The organism is Lentibacter sp. XHP0401 (assembly GCF_025751535.1).
Lineage (GTDB): Bacteria > Pseudomonadota > Alphaproteobacteria > Rhodobacterales > Rhodobacteraceae > Lentibacter.
In genome coordinates, this window is record NZ_JAOWLC010000010.1 from 35,904 (window position 1) to 49,903 (window position 14,000).

Annotated in this window: 12 protein-coding genes; 6 read left to right on the forward strand and 6 right to left on the reverse strand. The window is 57.7% G+C overall.

Going from position 1 to position 14,000, the window contains the following annotated elements; translation table 11 throughout:
- Positions 1 to 81 precede the first annotated feature (81 nt).
- From OE750_RS13225 to OE750_RS13245, 5 genes are all read left to right on the forward strand, one after another.
- On the forward strand, positions 82 to 1,626 hold the full coding sequence (locus tag OE750_RS13225; RefSeq protein ID WP_263764734.1) for an ABC transporter ATP-binding protein: 1,545 nt from the start codon (positions 82 to 84) through the stop codon (positions 1,624 to 1,626).
- Complete coding sequence (locus OE750_RS13230) at positions 1,626 to 2,726, forward strand: ABC transporter permease (RefSeq protein WP_263764735.1); 1,101 nt, start codon at positions 1,626 to 1,628, stop codon at positions 2,724 to 2,726. Before OE750_RS13225 ends, OE750_RS13230 begins: the two co-directional genes overlap by 1 nt.
- The gene (locus OE750_RS13235; RefSeq protein WP_263764736.1) at positions 2,726 to 3,703 is read left to right on the forward strand and encodes an ABC transporter permease; all 978 of its coding nucleotides are present in this window, start codon (positions 2,726 to 2,728) and stop codon (positions 3,701 to 3,703) included. The genes OE750_RS13230 and OE750_RS13235 overlap by 1 nt, the downstream gene beginning before the upstream one ends.
- A 122-nt stretch (positions 3,704 to 3,825) precedes the next feature.
- Positions 3,826 to 4,746: a sulfite exporter TauE/SafE family protein gene (locus tag OE750_RS13240; protein ID WP_263764737.1), complete on the forward strand. Its 921-nt coding sequence runs from the start codon at positions 3,826 to 3,828 to the stop codon at positions 4,744 to 4,746.
- Positions 4,746 to 5,507: a TIGR02186 family protein gene (locus OE750_RS13245; RefSeq protein ID WP_263764738.1), complete on the forward strand. Its 762-nt coding sequence runs from the start codon at positions 4,746 to 4,748 to the stop codon at positions 5,505 to 5,507. Before OE750_RS13240 ends, OE750_RS13245 begins: the two co-directional genes overlap by 1 nt.
- Positions 5,508 to 5,675: 168 nt before the next feature.
- On the opposite strand, the gene OE750_RS13250 is transcribed toward OE750_RS13245, so the two are convergent.
- From OE750_RS13250 to OE750_RS13275, 6 genes are all read right to left on the reverse strand, one after another.
- The gene (locus OE750_RS13250; protein ID WP_263764739.1) at positions 5,676 to 7,202 is read right to left on the reverse strand and encodes an ATP-dependent DNA helicase; all 1,527 of its coding nucleotides are present in this window, start codon (positions 7,200 to 7,202) and stop codon (positions 5,676 to 5,678) included.
- Between the two features lie 47 nt (positions 7,203 to 7,249).
- Positions 7,250 to 7,885, reverse strand: coding sequence for an acyl-homoserine-lactone synthase (locus OE750_RS13255; RefSeq protein WP_263764740.1), 636 nt, complete (start codon positions 7,883 to 7,885; stop codon positions 7,250 to 7,252).
- A gap of 76 nt (positions 7,886 to 7,961) precedes the next feature.
- The gene (locus tag OE750_RS13260) at positions 7,962 to 8,681 is read right to left on the reverse strand and encodes a helix-turn-helix transcriptional regulator (RefSeq protein ID WP_263764862.1); all 720 of its coding nucleotides are present in this window, start codon (positions 8,679 to 8,681) and stop codon (positions 7,962 to 7,964) included.
- On the reverse strand, positions 8,626 to 8,841 hold the full coding sequence (locus OE750_RS13265) for a hypothetical protein (RefSeq protein WP_263764741.1): 216 nt from the start codon (positions 8,839 to 8,841) through the stop codon (positions 8,626 to 8,628). The genes OE750_RS13260 and OE750_RS13265 overlap by 56 nt, the downstream gene beginning before the upstream one ends.
- Before the next feature lie 179 nt (positions 8,842 to 9,020).
- Positions 9,021 to 10,307, reverse strand: a complete 1,287-nt coding sequence (ccrA, locus tag OE750_RS13270; RefSeq protein WP_263764742.1) for a crotonyl-CoA carboxylase/reductase — start codon at positions 10,305 to 10,307, stop codon at positions 9,021 to 9,023.
- 159 nt (positions 10,308 to 10,466) lie between these two features.
- Positions 10,467 to 11,822, reverse strand: a complete 1,356-nt coding sequence (locus OE750_RS13275; protein WP_263764743.1) for a 1-acyl-sn-glycerol-3-phosphate acyltransferase — start codon at positions 11,820 to 11,822, stop codon at positions 10,467 to 10,469.
- Between the two features lie 154 nt (positions 11,823 to 11,976).
- Here OE750_RS13275 and OE750_RS13280 point away from each other — a divergent pair, with 154 nt between their 5' ends.
- On the forward strand, positions 11,977 to 13,977 hold the full coding sequence (locus tag OE750_RS13280; protein ID WP_263764744.1) for a protein meaA: 2,001 nt from the start codon (positions 11,977 to 11,979) through the stop codon (positions 13,975 to 13,977).
- Positions 13,978 to 14,000 lie beyond the last annotated feature (23 nt).

Here is a 14,000-nt window from a genome sequence, read left to right on the forward strand (position 1 = left end):
ACTGCAAAACATGACAGGGCCGCGCGGTTTAACTCGCGCGGCCTTTTGCGACGATAAGGCCGCTGCACGGAAGGGCGAAACATGACAGAGCCAGCGATCGAGCTGAAAGCTATTTCCAAAGCCTTCGGCCCTGTGCAAGCCAATAAAGACATTGCAATCAAGGTGATGCCCGGCACGATCCACGGGATAATCGGCGAGAACGGCGCGGGGAAATCAACACTGATGTCGATCCTCTTCGGCTTTTACAAAGCCGATAAGGGCGAAATTTTCATTCACGGCAAGAAGACGCAAATTCCCGATAGCCAAGCCGCAATTTCAGCAGGTATCGGGATGGTGTTTCAGCATTTCAAGCTGGTAGAAAACTTTACCGTGCTTGAAAATGTCATCCTTGGAGCAGAAGATGGCGGGCTTTTGCGGCCCTCGCTGGCCAAGGCCCGCAAAACGCTGAAAGAGCTGGAAGACGAATACGAGCTGCACGTCGACCCCGACGCTCTCATCCAGGACATCGGCGTGGGCCGCCAGCAGCGGGTCGAAATTCTCAAGGCGCTCTATCGCAAGGCCGATATTCTCATTCTCGACGAGCCGACTGGCGTGCTGACTCCTGCCGAGGCCGATCAGCTTTTCCGTATTCTGAACCGCCTCCGTGAAGAGGGTAAAACCATCATCCTGATCACCCACAAGCTGCGCGAGATCATGGAAATTACCGATACTGTGAGCGTGATGCGACGCGGCGAGATGACGGCTACAGTCAAGACATCCGAAACCAGCCCCGGGCAGCTTGCAGAGCTGATGGTGGGGCGGAAGGTGTTGCTGCGCGTCAATAAAAAGCCCGCCCAGCCAAAAGAGATCGTGTTGGATGTGCAAAACCTGAAGGTAACCGACAGCAAGGGCGTTCAACGGCTCAAGGACATTTCGCTCAATGTGCGTGCGGGTGAAATCCTTGGCATTGCCGGCGTGTCGGGCAACGGCCAGAGCGAGCTTTTGCAAGTGCTCGGAGGTATGCGAAACGGCACGGGGCGCGTGCTTGTGAACGGACAGGAGATTGACCTCACGGGGCGCTTCTCGGACGGGCAATCGCGGCGCGCGCGCGGCATTGCCCATGTGCCAGAAGACCGCCAGCGCGAGGGGCTGATCATGGAGTTTACCGCATGGGAAAACACCATTTTCGGCTATCATCGTGACCCGGAGTTTCAGCGCGGGCCGTTCATGGACCAAGGCAAGATCATTGCAGATGCCGAAGGCAAAATCGAACGCTTTGATGTGCGCCCGCCCAATGCCAAGCTGACGGCCAAGAACTTCTCGGGTGGCAACCAACAAAAGCTGGTTCTGGCCCGCGAGATCGAGCGCAACCCTGATTTGCTGCTGGTCGGCCAGCCTACACGCGGGGTTGATATCGGGGCGATCGAATTTATCCACCAGCGCATCATCGAACTGCGGGATGCTGGCAAGGCCATATTGCTTGTCAGCGTCGAGCTTGAGGAAATACTCTCGCTCTCCGACCGTATCGCAGTCATGTTTGACGGGCAGATCATGGGCGAGCGCCTGCCAAGCGAGACCGATGAAAAAGAACTCGGCATGCTTATGGCGGGTATGAACGGCAAAGACAAAAACGGAGCGGCTGCCTGATGGAAAAGATGCCAAAATGGGCTGATGCCACCCTTGTGCCGCTGATTTCGCTCCTGCTCGCGGCATTTCTTTCGGCGCTTGTTATTCTGGCAATCGGGGAAGACCCGGTGGCCGCCTTCAAGCTTATGGTGGAGGGGGCACTTATGCGTTCCTCAGGTTGGGGCTATACGCTGTATTATGCCACCAACTTCATCTTTACAGGCCTCGCTGTCGCGGTCGCCTTTCATGCGCGGCTTTTTAACATTGGCGGCGAGGGGCAAGCTATGATTGCGGGCCTCGGGGTAGCGCTTTGTTGTCTCTATATTCCCTGGCCGCACTGGAGCTTTGCGCTGCTCGGCTCCTGCTTTTTTGCAGGGCTTTTCGGGGCTGCATGGGCGCTGATCCCTGCCTATTTGCAAGCCAAGCGCGGCAGCCATATCGTGATCACTACAATCATGTTCAACTATATCGCCTTTTCGGTGCTCGGCTATATGCTCGTCAACGTGCTGCGCCCCGCCCGCGCGATGGACCCGGCCTCTGCCCGCTTCCCCGCGGCGACAAATCTGCCCACCTTTGAGGACATGTTCTCGACAGCCGCTGCGCCCCTCTTTCGCAGCGCGCCTGTCAACGTGAGCTTCTTCGTGGCCCTTGCCGCCTGCGTTTTAGTCTACCTCCTCATCTGGCGCACCCGCCTCGGCTACGAAATCCGCCATTTCGGCTTTTCCGAAACCGCCGCCAACTACGCGGGCACAAGCAGCGTGCGCATCACTATCGTTGCCATGCTCATTTCAGGCGCGCTTGCAGGGCTTATGGCAGTGAACACCACACAGGGCGAGGCCGAGCGACTTATCCTCAATTCGACAGAAGGCGCAGGCTTTATCGGCATTGCCGTGGCGCTGATGGGGCGCAATCACCCCGTTGGGGTTTTGCTCGCCGCGCTGCTCTTTGGCTTCCTTTACCAAGGTGGTGCCGAGCTTGCGCTTTGGACCAATATTCCCCGCGAGCTGATTACGGTTATTCAGGCTCTGGTTATCCTGTTCACAGGGGCGCTTGATAACATGGTGCGCGCACCGCTTGAGCGGATCTTTCTTTCGATGCGCAAAAACAAGGGGGCGCTATAATGGAGCTTCTCACGATCATTCAGGTGCTTGATAGCACCATGCGCCTTGCCACACCGCTTTTGCTGGCCTGCCTTGCGGGGCTTTACTCGGAGCGCGCAGGGATTTTTGACATTGGCCTTGAGGGTAAAATGCTGGCGGCAGCGCTACTTTCGGCAGCTGTGGCCTTTACCTCGGGCAATGTCTGGCTTGGCATGCTGGCGGGCATCGGGGCGTCGATGGCGCTTTCGCTCATTCATGGTATTGCCTCGATCACCTTCCGTGGCAACCAACTCATCTCGGGTGTGGCGATCAACTTTCTTGCCTCGGGCCTTACGGTGCTGATTGCGCAGGACTGGTTCTCACAGGGCGGGCGCACGCCTTCGCTTGCTGGGTCCGCACGGTTCGAGCCGATCACCCTGCCCGGTGCTTTGACACGCGTGCGCGACATTGCCGAGGCAAGCCCGCTCATGCAGATATATTCCGAGCTGGTCTCTGGCCACACAATCATCGTTTATCTCTCGCTTTTGCTTGTGCCGCTGACATGGTGGGTGCTGTTTCGCACACGCTTTGGCCTGCGCCTGCGGGCAGTAGGCGAAAACCCTGCGGCTGTTGATACGGCGGGTATCTCGGTTGTTGGAATACGCTTTGCCGCCGTGATGATCTGCGGTATTTTATGTGGCATCGCAGGGGCCTATCTTGCGACCGCCCTGCAAGCGCAGTTTGTCAAAGAGATGACGGCGGGGCGCGGGTTTATCGCGCTGGCGGCGCTGATCTTTGCCAAATGGAGGCCATGGCATGCGCTGTCGGCCTGCCTTTTGTTTGGCCTGCTGCAAGCCATTGCTGTGCGTTTCCAGAGCATCGACGTCGGCACTTTCACCATTCCTGTGCAGTTTATGGAGGCGCTGCCTTATATCCTCACCGTCGTTATTCTGGCTGGTTTTGTCGGCAAGGCGATTCCTCCGCGGGCAGGCGGAGAGCCTTATATAAAAGAGAGATAGCACCGTAAAATAGAGCCAGTGGTAGACCCGGATAGCGCCAGCTTGAGTAAATAGATGTTTCCAGCTGCAATATGCGAGTTCTACACCTTGCAAAAGCGGCTTGGGTGACGCTAGGAAAACAGATGATGATTTACCTCCCCATAGCCGAAGTTTCGGTCAATGCCTTCCTGCTTCTTGGGCTGGGCGGCATTGTGGGCGTGCTGTCAGGCATGTTCGGTGTGGGCGGCGGCTTTTTGATGACGCCGCTTCTGTTCTTTATCGGCATCCCCCCTGCGGTGGCTGTGGCCACGGAGGCCAACCAGATTGTGGCCTCGTCCTTCTCGGGCGTGCTGGCCCACTTCAAGCGCAAGACCGTTGATCTCAAGATGGGCACTGTGCTGCTGATCGGCGGTCTGATCGGGGCGGCGTTCGGGGTTGTGCTGTTTAACTACCTCAAGGCACTCGGGCAGGTCGATCTGTTGGTGCGGCTTTGTTACGTAGTTTTCCTCGGAGTGGTTGGCGGGCTTATGTTTATCGAGAGCCTCAACGCCATTCGCCGCGCGAAAGGCGCAAGCAGCGCACCAAAGCGCCGCCGCCAGCGCGGCTGGATTTCAAAACTGCCCTTCAAGCTGCGTTTTCAGACATCAGGGCTTTATATTTCAGTTATTCCGCCGATCATTGTGGGCATTCTTGTAGGCATTCTCGCCGCAATCATGGGTGTCGGCGGCGGGTTCATCATGGTTCCGGCGATGATCTATATTCTCGGTATGCCGACCAAAGTGGTGGTCGGAACATCGCTTTTCCAGATCATCTTTGTAACTGCTTTCACCACGATGTTGCACGCTACAACCAACTACACGGTTGATATGGTGCTGGCTGTGCTTTTGCTTGTCGGCGGCGTGATCGGCGCACAGATCGGCACCCGCATCGGTGTGAAAATGAAAGCCGAACAACTGCGCATTCTGCTTGCAATCATGGTGCTTGTGGTCTGTGGAAAGCTCGCGCTTGACCTCTTGTTGCAGCCAGGAGAGCTTTACTCCATTGGCGCTGCGGGGGGCCACTGATGCGCCTCGCTCTCGCCCTTATTTTTCTTCTGCTCGCCCCCCCGGCATGGGCCGAAAATGTCGTGCTTGGCCTCAGCCAGCGAAGCGTATCCATCACCACAAATTTTGACGGCTCCGAAATCCTTATTTTTGGTGCAGTCAAACGCAGCGGAGCCATTCCCGAAGGCCCGCCCCTCGATGTCGTGATCACTGTCGCCGGGCCAAACCAGCCGCTAACCGTGCGCCGCAAAGCGCGCCGTTTTGGTATCTGGGTCAACACAGCCGAAATCGAAGTGGACAGCGCTCCGGCCTTTTATGCGATAGCAACCTCTGCACCTTTTAGGGAGGCCCTTTCTGATACACAGGACCTGCGCCACCGCGTCTCTATTCCGCGAGCCATCCGCTCGGTCGGGGCTCCGATGGAAGTTGAAAACGCGGCCAGTTTTGTGCAGGCGGTCATTCGCATCCGCAAGGCAAACGGGCTTTACCAGCTGCGCGAGAACAGTGTGGAAGTGGCAGAGCAGACGCTTTTCAAAACCTCGATCGCCATGCCGGCAAACCTGATCGAGGGCGACTATCAGACACGCATTTTGCTCACCCGCTCAGGTGAAGTTGTCTCCGAGTTCAACACCGTGATCGAAGTAAAAAAAGTCGGACTTGAGCGCTTCTTGTTCAATCTCTCGCGCCAACAACCAATGATCTACGGGCTCTTGTCTCTGGCTATCGCAATCTTCGCAGGCTGGGGGGCTTCGGCTGTCTTCCGCGCCTTTCAGCGTAATTAGACGCGCCCATCGAGCGAAAGCACCTTTGTCAGCCCCCGTAATCGCGAGTTTTGCCACCGTGTAGCTCACTGCATGTTCGCGCGAGGCATGGGCCGAAGCCGAACCTTTGTTGATGATCCGCCGTGGCGCGGCCAATCCCAGCACTCGCAGCAGTCATCAGGATGGATTTCATATCTCTTCAACCTCCAGCTCAAGCTTGGGTTTTGGCACGATCAAATCCGAGGTCGTCAGCGGCATAGTTGGCTTGGAAAGACGGTTACGCACCACCCATAAAAGCCGCTCTTCAGCGCGGGTGATCGCCACATAGGCAAGCCGCTTCCACAAAGGTTGGCCCGCCTCGGAGCGCCCCATACGCGCAGCCGCATAGAGGTCAGGGGCAAAGACCTGCACATCACGCCACTGGCTGCCTTGAGCTTTGTGAATGGTCACCGCCGCGCCATGCAAAAACGCCGCCCCCATGCGGGCGGCAAAAGGAATAAACGGCTCTTCCTCATCAGGCTTTTCAATTTTGACAATCGAGGCCGCAGAGACTTGCGGATCTTCTGCGCCCACAACATGCAGGCGCGAAAAGCCGGGCTTGCGCCCCGGGCCGAGGTAGATGACCTGCGCGCCCTTGATAAGGCCCCGCGCCTCCAGATCGAGCCGCTTCTTGCGGTGTTTGAGCGGCAGTTCCAGCCCGTCACAGATGAGCGGCTCTCCTTCAAGCAGCGCATCTTCGGGCGCATCATAGACACGGCGGAAGGCGTTGATGAGCCTGATCCGCGTGGCATTGCGCCAGACCAGAACGGGGCTGCGCGCCATCAGGTCAACCTCGACACGCTGGCTCCAGACCACACGCTCGTCGCGTGCGGCGGCCTCTTCGATCATCCGCTCGAAGGCTTCAAAGCTCAATTCAGGATCAGCCAGCGCATGCGCCAGATCAAGGATAGGGTTGCTCGCGTCCTGGCGGTGAATGCGGCTGAGGTTGAGCACAGCGGGCGCTGGCAGCTTCTCGAACACCATCGTGCCTGACTGGTTCACAGGGGCAAGCTGGGCAGGGTCGCCAAAGAGAATAAGGCTCGGGAAAATTTCTTTCAGGTCTTCAAACTGCTTGTCATCGAGCATCGACGCTTCGTCGATCATGCCCACATCGAGCGGCTCGTCGCGGCGTTTCCAGCCAGTGATAAAGTCAGAGCCGCGCAATCCCGCCGCCGCCAGCGCGCCGGGGATCGATTTGTTGGTTTGATAAAACGCATAGGCACGCTCGAGGCTGAGCTCGTTGAGTCCCTCGATCTCGGGTTTCTCGCCATTGCCGGTGAGCCATTCGGCGATGCGCTCGTATTCGGGGTCATAGACGGGGGAGTAAAGGATACGGTGAATCGTGGTAGCCGGCACACCGCGCATGCGCAGCACACTCGCAGCCTTGTTGGTGGGCGCGAGAATAGCCAATGTGCGGCGGTCCTTGCGGCGTTTGCCCTCGTAATCGGCTGAGACAACATCAAGCCCCGCCTCCTCCATGGCACGGTAAAGCGCGGCGAGAAGAAGCGTTTTGCCAGAGCCCGCTTTGCCTGTAATAGCCAGCGTTTTGTTGGCCCCGCCCTGCGGCGGCTGCAAGATACCTTCTTCAATATCAATGCCTGCGGGACGCAGCACTTCGGCCACACGGTCAAAGGCCTCGGCCTGATCTTCGGAAAGCTGGGTGATTTCTGTATTCATAAGCGCGACAGTAAAGGCTTTCTGCCGCGCTTTGAATGGGCAAAGCTCTATGCGACAGCCGATTTTACAGTTGGCCGCTGCCCGAAGGCCCGCTCATACCATTGCCGCATCACAGCTTCCGAGAGACCTGCCTTTGCAACCAGCTTGGCCTTGGCCTCGGGCGTATAGGCCCAGAGGCCCACGCTGGTTTTTGTGCGGCCCGCGCCCGTGCTGCCTAGCACTTCGGGGCTGGCGCCGATATGGCGGTAAACCCGCTCCATCGGTGCATCAAAGACGCCAAGGAAGTGCTCCACTCCGTGGCCACGCATCAGCTCCGAGCCAGCCAGCATCAAAGCCGCCGCAATCTGGGGGCGCGCGCCTTCGGTGAGGCAAAAACGGGTGCATTCCCAGATAAACGGGCTTTCAACGCGCACACCATCTGTGAGATGCAGAAAATGCTCGTTGGTCATTGTGCGGCCTGTCGTAGGCAAAAACCGCATCGAGCCACCGTGGCCGCCGTCTTGCTCTTCCCAGATCACATAGAGTGGATCGAGCATATCATACTGGTCGCGCTCCTCGCCCGCGCGGTCCACATGAACATCCCAGCCAAGCCGCTCCTTGAACTGCTTTGCGCGGTCCACAAACATGTCATGCGCAAGTTTACTGTGGTTGCCAAGCTCATTGGCATAAAGAAATCTAATCATTTGATACCCTCCTAGGTCTAGTGGAGGGAATTATGACGGAAGTCTTAACAACCTTTAAGTGCGGCGCGCGGTCGGTCTAGACTATGATGAGCCCATGTTGCAAAGCCCGCGCAACCGCGTGAGTTGTATTCGCCGCGCCAAGCTTGAAGCGGGCGGACTCAATATAGACCCTGAGTGTATGCTCCGATATCGACAATGTATTCGCAACTTGGGCGCGGCTGTAACCCATAGCCAGAAAAGTCATAGCATCAACCTCGCGCGGAGAAAGCGCGCGCGCCGCTTCCGGAGCGCGGTCGGGTTCGAACTCCAGTGCCTTCTGGTTGAAGTAATGCCCCACCAGAATAAGCTCGCGGCGGCTGGTTTCGATAAACTCGGCCCAGGTATCGTCATCGCAATTGTGGCTCACTGTGAAGAGCGCAAACTGCCCGCTCGGGCCACGTATCGGAACGGAAAACCCCTGATTGCCGACTCCATGGGCAATGGCCTCGGCCTGAAACGCCTGTGCAGGTTTGGTTGACCAGTTGAGCATCTTCCAGTCCACCGGATGAAAGCGCTGATAACAACCGGCCACCACAGGATCGACCCTCAGATATTCTTTCTCGATGTAACGCTGCACCCAGACAGGGTCATATGTTCCGCAGCCATACTGCTCACCTGCGCCGCTGACCCAGTGATAGACCAGATGGTCAACCTTGAAATAGTCACGCAAACGCTCCGAGAGCACCTGAAGCTCGGTCAGCTCAGACGCCTGCTCCAGTGCCTCCAAAATCGCAATGAACGCCAAACCGTCCTTCATTCGCGCCACGCACGTCTCTCCCCTCAGGCATGGACGCCAGCTCACACGCCGCCAGAAGCGCCGTGTCGTCCAACTGTTCGGCAAGCTTGGGTAGGCCATTGGCCCTCGCGAAGCTACGCAGGTCAGTCAGAACGTCCAGAATCCAGTCATTCGTCATCATGATACTCGCCTTTGAAGGGTTAACGAAGGGTTAATAGAAGTGTATCATGAACCCGAAATTCAACCTATTCGCGAGTATTCCTTCCTCAGAACTGGCGAGGTGTTATTTTTCAAGCCTTTGAAAAGAAAAGCCCCGCGCTTGGGGATTCCAAACACGGGGCAAAACTTCTGTTCGGCGGCTTACTTGCCCGCTTCGAGCACGTCTTCAAGGGTCCGCAGGCCCGTTTTAGGCGCCTGAACCAGAACCGACATGTTGCCGGGCTTGTGCTCGTTGCGCAGCATTTTCATGTGCGCGGCGGGGATATCATCCCATGAGAACACTTCCGACATGCAAGGATCAATCCGCCGTTCGGTCATCAGACGGTTGGCTGAAGCGGCCTGCTTGAGGTGGGCAAAGTGGCTGCCTTGGATGCGCTTCTGGTGCATCCAGAGGTAGCGCACATCAAAGGTGCAGTTAAAGCCCGATGTGCCTGCGCAAATCACGATCATACCGCCTTTTTTACATACGAATGTCGAGACAGGGAATGTCGCCTCTCCGGGGTGTTCAAACACGATATCGACGTTGTTGCCCTTGCCGGTGATGTCCCAGATCGCTTTGCCGAACTTGCGGGTTTCTTTGAACCATTCAGCATACTCAGGTGTGTTGACTGTGGGCAACTGGCCCCAGCAGTTGAAATCCTTACGGTTGATCACGCCTTTGGCACCCAGCCCCATGACAAACTCGCGCTTGTCCTCGTCACTGATCACCCCGATGGCGTTGCCGCCCGCGGCATTGATGAGCTGGATCGCAAAAGAGCCAAGACCGCCTGACGCCCCCCAAACCAGAACATTCTGGCCGGGCTTCAGTTCGTGCGGGTGATGGCCGAAGAGCATACGGTAGGCAGTGGCAAGCGTGAGCGTGTAGCAGGCGCTCTCTTCCCATGTCAGGTGTTTGGGGCGTGGCAAAAGCTGCTGCGCCTGCACGTTGGTAAACTGTGCAAACGAGCCGTCAGGTGTCTCGTAGCCCCAGATCCGCTGGCTCGGAGAATACATCGGGTCACCGCCGTTGCATTCTTCGTCTTCACCGTCGTCCTGATTGCAGTGAATGACAACCTCGTCGCCCACTTTCCATTGTTTGACCTTGTCACCCACGGCCCAAACAATGCCAGACGCATCGGAGCCTGCAATGTGATAATCTGCGCCATGGCTGTCAAACGGGCTGATAGGAACACCAAGACCCGCCCAGACACCATTGTAGTTCACACCTGCAGCCATCACCAAAACCAGAACCTCGTGGCTGTCGAGCACGGGCGTATCGACCACTTCCACCTGGAAGCTTTTGTCAGGCTCGCCATGCCGCTCGCGGCGGATGGCCCAAGCATACATCTGCTTTGGCACATAGCCGAGGGGTGGCATTTCGCCAATTTCATAGAGGTCTTTTTCGGGCGCATCGTAAGGCGCAATACCTGTCTCGGTGTCCAAAGCCATTTGTCTTCTCCATTGTCTGCTGCGGGCTAAAGGGCCGTATTTTGCCGCACCGCAGAATCGCATTTCCAGCCTCAGGGATATCGAGCCGCACGCAACTTTGCAACGCCGTTTAGGTGTTTTTTGTAATTATATAACCGAGCAGATGCAGAAAAGCCTTCGCTAGCGCAGCAAATGCGCAATGGAATTGGCATAGTAGCGCACCAGCGGAGCGCCCCCTTCGGTTATGACGTAAAAGCCGTTCTGCTCGGCCACAAAGCCGCGGCCCTCCAGATTGCGCAACCCATATTCCACGGCATAGCCCATGTCTTCACGCGGCGCGTGAATATGCGCATCAGGCATCGCCTCAACGAGTGCTTGAAACGCCTCTGCATACTGCTCGCGTGTCATAGGGCCCTCCGCACGGACAAAAACACTCGCTGCCAAAGGCACAGGCAAGACCGGCACGACATCTCCGATCCGCCGCATCAGGTCGGCGGCAAGGTCTTCCACCACAATCTCGCCACCATCCGAAAATCCGCGCAAAGACAGAGGCTCGCCAAAGCTCACAGCCGCATAACCAAAGCGGTGATACTTCCGCAGCAACCAACGCCAGATGATGCGAAAGATGTATTTCACCACAACCGATATCCGCGCACGAAAGCGCCTGTCGCCGCGCTCGCCGGCTGCCACCAGTATTTTGTCTTCAAACACGCGGTCATAATTGATTGCCACAGGCACAAAGACCACATCACGCGTCTCCGCATCATAGCCATTCACAATATAACTGAGGATGCCCAACTTCGGCTTGGCCAGCGCCCCGTCAAGTGAAAGCCCCCCCTCGGGGAAGACCGCCTGCGTGACGCCACCTTCCGTTGCGAGCGCCACATAGCGCGCCAGCACGCGGCGATAGAGGTCACCGCGTGATTTGCGGCGGATAAAATAAGCTCCCATCGCGCGGATCAGGCGGGAGAGCGGCCAGACTCGCGCCCACTCGCCCACAGCATAAGACAAAGCGCTTTGCTCGGCGGCAAGATACGTCACCAGCACATAATCCATATTGCTGCGGTGGTTCATCACAAACACAACGGTTGCATCACGGTCCACTGCCGCAAGCGTTTCACGGGCATGATGCCCGAGGCGCACACGATAAAGCCGGCGGCTCAGAAACCGCGACAGGCGAATCGCGAAACCGTAATACATCGTGGCACTGAACGAAGGCACAATCTCGCGCGCATACCTCCGCGCGCGCTCGAAAGCCACGTTCTCGGGCACGCCTTCCTTTTTGGCATGGTCCGAAATGGCCTGCCAGACCTCTCCATCATAAATCAGCCGCTGGATCATATCGTGCCGCCGCGCCAGCTTGAACGGCTCGATCGGCCGCTCCAGCCGCTCGTTGAGCTTGGCCACAGCCTTTTCCATCCGCCTTCGAAAGAACCACCGCACAGACGGAAACAGAAAATGCGAAGCAAAAGTCACCGCTGCAAACAGCAAAATAACGAGCAGAAGCCAAAGCGGGATTTCGACAGCGTGAAACATGATCCACCTTTGCCAGAACCAAGCTCCGTTGCAAGGATATTGAGAATCCCCCCCCAAAGCCATGCCGCAACGCAGCGAATTGACGCGCCAGAAAATTCCAAGTATCAAGCCTTCAACGTAAGATAATTACCCAAACTGATTCACGAGGCCCCACATGTCGCAAGCGCAAAAAGACCGCCAAGAAAGCGGGTCCGATCGTCAAGCCGATCGTCCATGGCTCATTCGCACCTATGCGGGCCACTCAACCGCGGCCGCCTCAAACGCGCTCTACCGCTCCAATCTCGCGAAGGGCCAGACAGGTCTCTCGGTTGCCTTCGATCTGCCCACCCAGACAGGCTATGACAGCGATCATGTTCTCTCACGTGGTGAGGTCGGCAAAGTCGGCGTGCCTGTCTGTCACTTGGGCGATATGCGCGCCTTGTTCAAAGACATTCCGCTGGAACAAATGAACACCTCGATGACAATCAACGCAACAGCCCCTTGGCTGCTTGCGCTCTACATCGCCGTCGCCGAAGAGCAAGGCGCCGATGTGAGCGCGCTGCAAGGTACAGTGCAGAACGATCTCATCAAAGAATACCTCAGCCGCGGCACATATGTTTGCCCCCCCGCGCCGAGCCTCAAGATGATCGGCGATGTGGCCGAGTATTGCTACACCCATGTTCCCAAGTGGAACCCGATGAACGTCTGCTCCTATCACTTGCAAGAAGCTGGCGCGACGCCCGAGCAGGAGCTTGCCTTTGCCCTCGCCACAGCCGTTGCCGTGCTCGATGAGCTGAAGCCGCGCGTTCCTGCCGAGGACTTCCCCGCGCTTTGCGGGCGGATTTCGTTTTTCGTAAACGCTGGCATCCGCTTCGTCACCGAAATGTGCAAAATGCGCGCTTTCGTCGATCTTTGGGATGAAATCCTGCTCGAACGCTATGGCGTGACCGATGCCAAGTTCCGCCGCTTCCGTTACGGTGTGCAAGTGAACTCGCTGGGCCTCACCGAGCAGCAACCCGAAAACAACGTCTACCGCATCCTCATAGAAATGCTCGCCGTGACGCTGAGCAAAAAGGCCCGCGCCCGCGCCGTGCAGCTCCCCGCGTGGAACGAGGCCCTTGGCCTGCCGCGCCCGTGGGATCAGCAATGGTCCATGCGAATGCAGCAGATCATGGCCTTCGAGACCGACCTCCTGGAATATGACGACCTGTTCGATGGCAACCCCGCTGTGGATGCCAAAGTCGAAGCGCTCAAAACCGGCACACGCCAAGAGCTTGCCGGCCTTGATGGTATGGGTGGCGCGATCAAAGCGATCGACTATATGAAAGCCCAGCTCGTCACGTCCAACGCCGAGCGTTTGGGCCGGATCGAGGCGGGCGAAACTGTGGTTGTTGGGGTGAACAAATACACCCAGACTGAACCAAGCCCCCTCATGAGCGCCGATGGCGGCATCATGACAGTCGATCCTGCCACAGAAGCCGAGCAAATCTCGCGCCTGACCGAGTGGCGCGCCGCGCGCGATGAAGCCGCCGTGCGATCAGCGCTCGCAGCGCTGCGCGAAGCGGCCGCCATGGGTCAGAATATCATGCCGGCCTCTATCGTTGCCGCCAAAGCCGGCGCAACCACAGGCGAATGGGCCGCCCAGATGCGCGCGGTGCATGGCGAATACCGTGGGCCAACGGGCGTCTCGCCCTCGCCTTCAAACAAAACCGAAGGGCTCGATGATCTGCGCGCCGCCGTGGATCAGGTCTCTGACAAACTCGGCCGCCGCCTTGCCTTTCTCATCGGCAAACCCGGCCTTGACGGCCACAGCAACGGCGCCGAACAGATCGCCTACCGCGCCCGCGACTGCGGCATGAGCATCACCTATGATGGCATCCGCCTCACCCCCGAAGAACTGGTGAGTGCCGCGCAAGAGCAAGGCTCTCATGTTGTCGGCCTCTCAATCCTGTCCGGCTCCCACATCCCGCTTGTGGAAGAACTGATGCAGCGCATGGAAGCCGCTGGCCTCACCCACATCCCCGTCATCGTCGGCGGCATCATCCCCGATGAAGACGCCAAACGCCTGCTGGCGATGGGAGTCGCGCGAGTCTATACCCCGAAAGATTTCGAGCTGAACACCATCATGAAAGACGTGATCACACTGGCCGAGCCAAAGGCAGAAGCTGCCGAATAAGGCGCGCGCATCAATTTTCAAGG

What these genes read in the sequence shown, in the direction of transcription:
- OE750_RS13275 (WP_263764743.1), bottom strand. Translation starts at nt 11,822, where the DNA reads ATGTTTCACGCTGTCGAAATCCCGCTTTGGCTTCTGCTCGTTATTTTG.
- OE750_RS13245 (WP_263764738.1), top strand. Translation starts at nt 4,746, where the DNA reads ATGCGCCTCGCTCTCGCCCTTATTTTTCTTCTGCTCGCCCCCCCGGCA.
- OE750_RS13240 (WP_263764737.1), top strand. Translation starts at nt 3,826, where the DNA reads ATGATGATTTACCTCCCCATAGCCGAAGTTTCGGTCAATGCCTTCCTG.
- OE750_RS13250 (WP_263764739.1), bottom strand. Translation starts at nt 7,202, where the DNA reads ATGAATACAGAAATCACCCAGCTTTCCGAAGATCAGGCCGAGGCCTTT.
- OE750_RS13260 (WP_263764862.1), bottom strand. Translation starts at nt 8,681, where the DNA reads ATGAAGGACGGTTTGGCGTTCATTGCGATTTTGGAGGCACTGGAGCAG.
- OE750_RS13225 (WP_263764734.1), top strand. Translation starts at nt 82, where the DNA reads ATGACAGAGCCAGCGATCGAGCTGAAAGCTATTTCCAAAGCCTTCGGC.
- OE750_RS13265 (WP_263764741.1), bottom strand. Translation starts at nt 8,841, where the DNA reads ATGATGACGAATGACTGGATTCTGGACGTTCTGACTGACCTGCGTAGC.
- OE750_RS13230 (WP_263764735.1), top strand. Translation starts at nt 1,626, where the DNA reads ATGGAAAAGATGCCAAAATGGGCTGATGCCACCCTTGTGCCGCTGATT.
- ccrA (WP_263764742.1), bottom strand. Translation starts at nt 10,307, where the DNA reads ATGGCTTTGGACACCGAGACAGGTATTGCGCCTTACGATGCGCCCGAA.
- OE750_RS13255 (WP_263764740.1), bottom strand. Translation starts at nt 7,885, where the DNA reads ATGATTAGATTTCTTTATGCCAATGAGCTTGGCAACCACAGTAAACTT.
- OE750_RS13235 (WP_263764736.1), top strand. Translation starts at nt 2,726, where the DNA reads ATGGAGCTTCTCACGATCATTCAGGTGCTTGATAGCACCATGCGCCTT.
- OE750_RS13280 (WP_263764744.1), top strand. Translation starts at nt 11,977, where the DNA reads ATGTCGCAAGCGCAAAAAGACCGCCAAGAAAGCGGGTCCGATCGTCAA.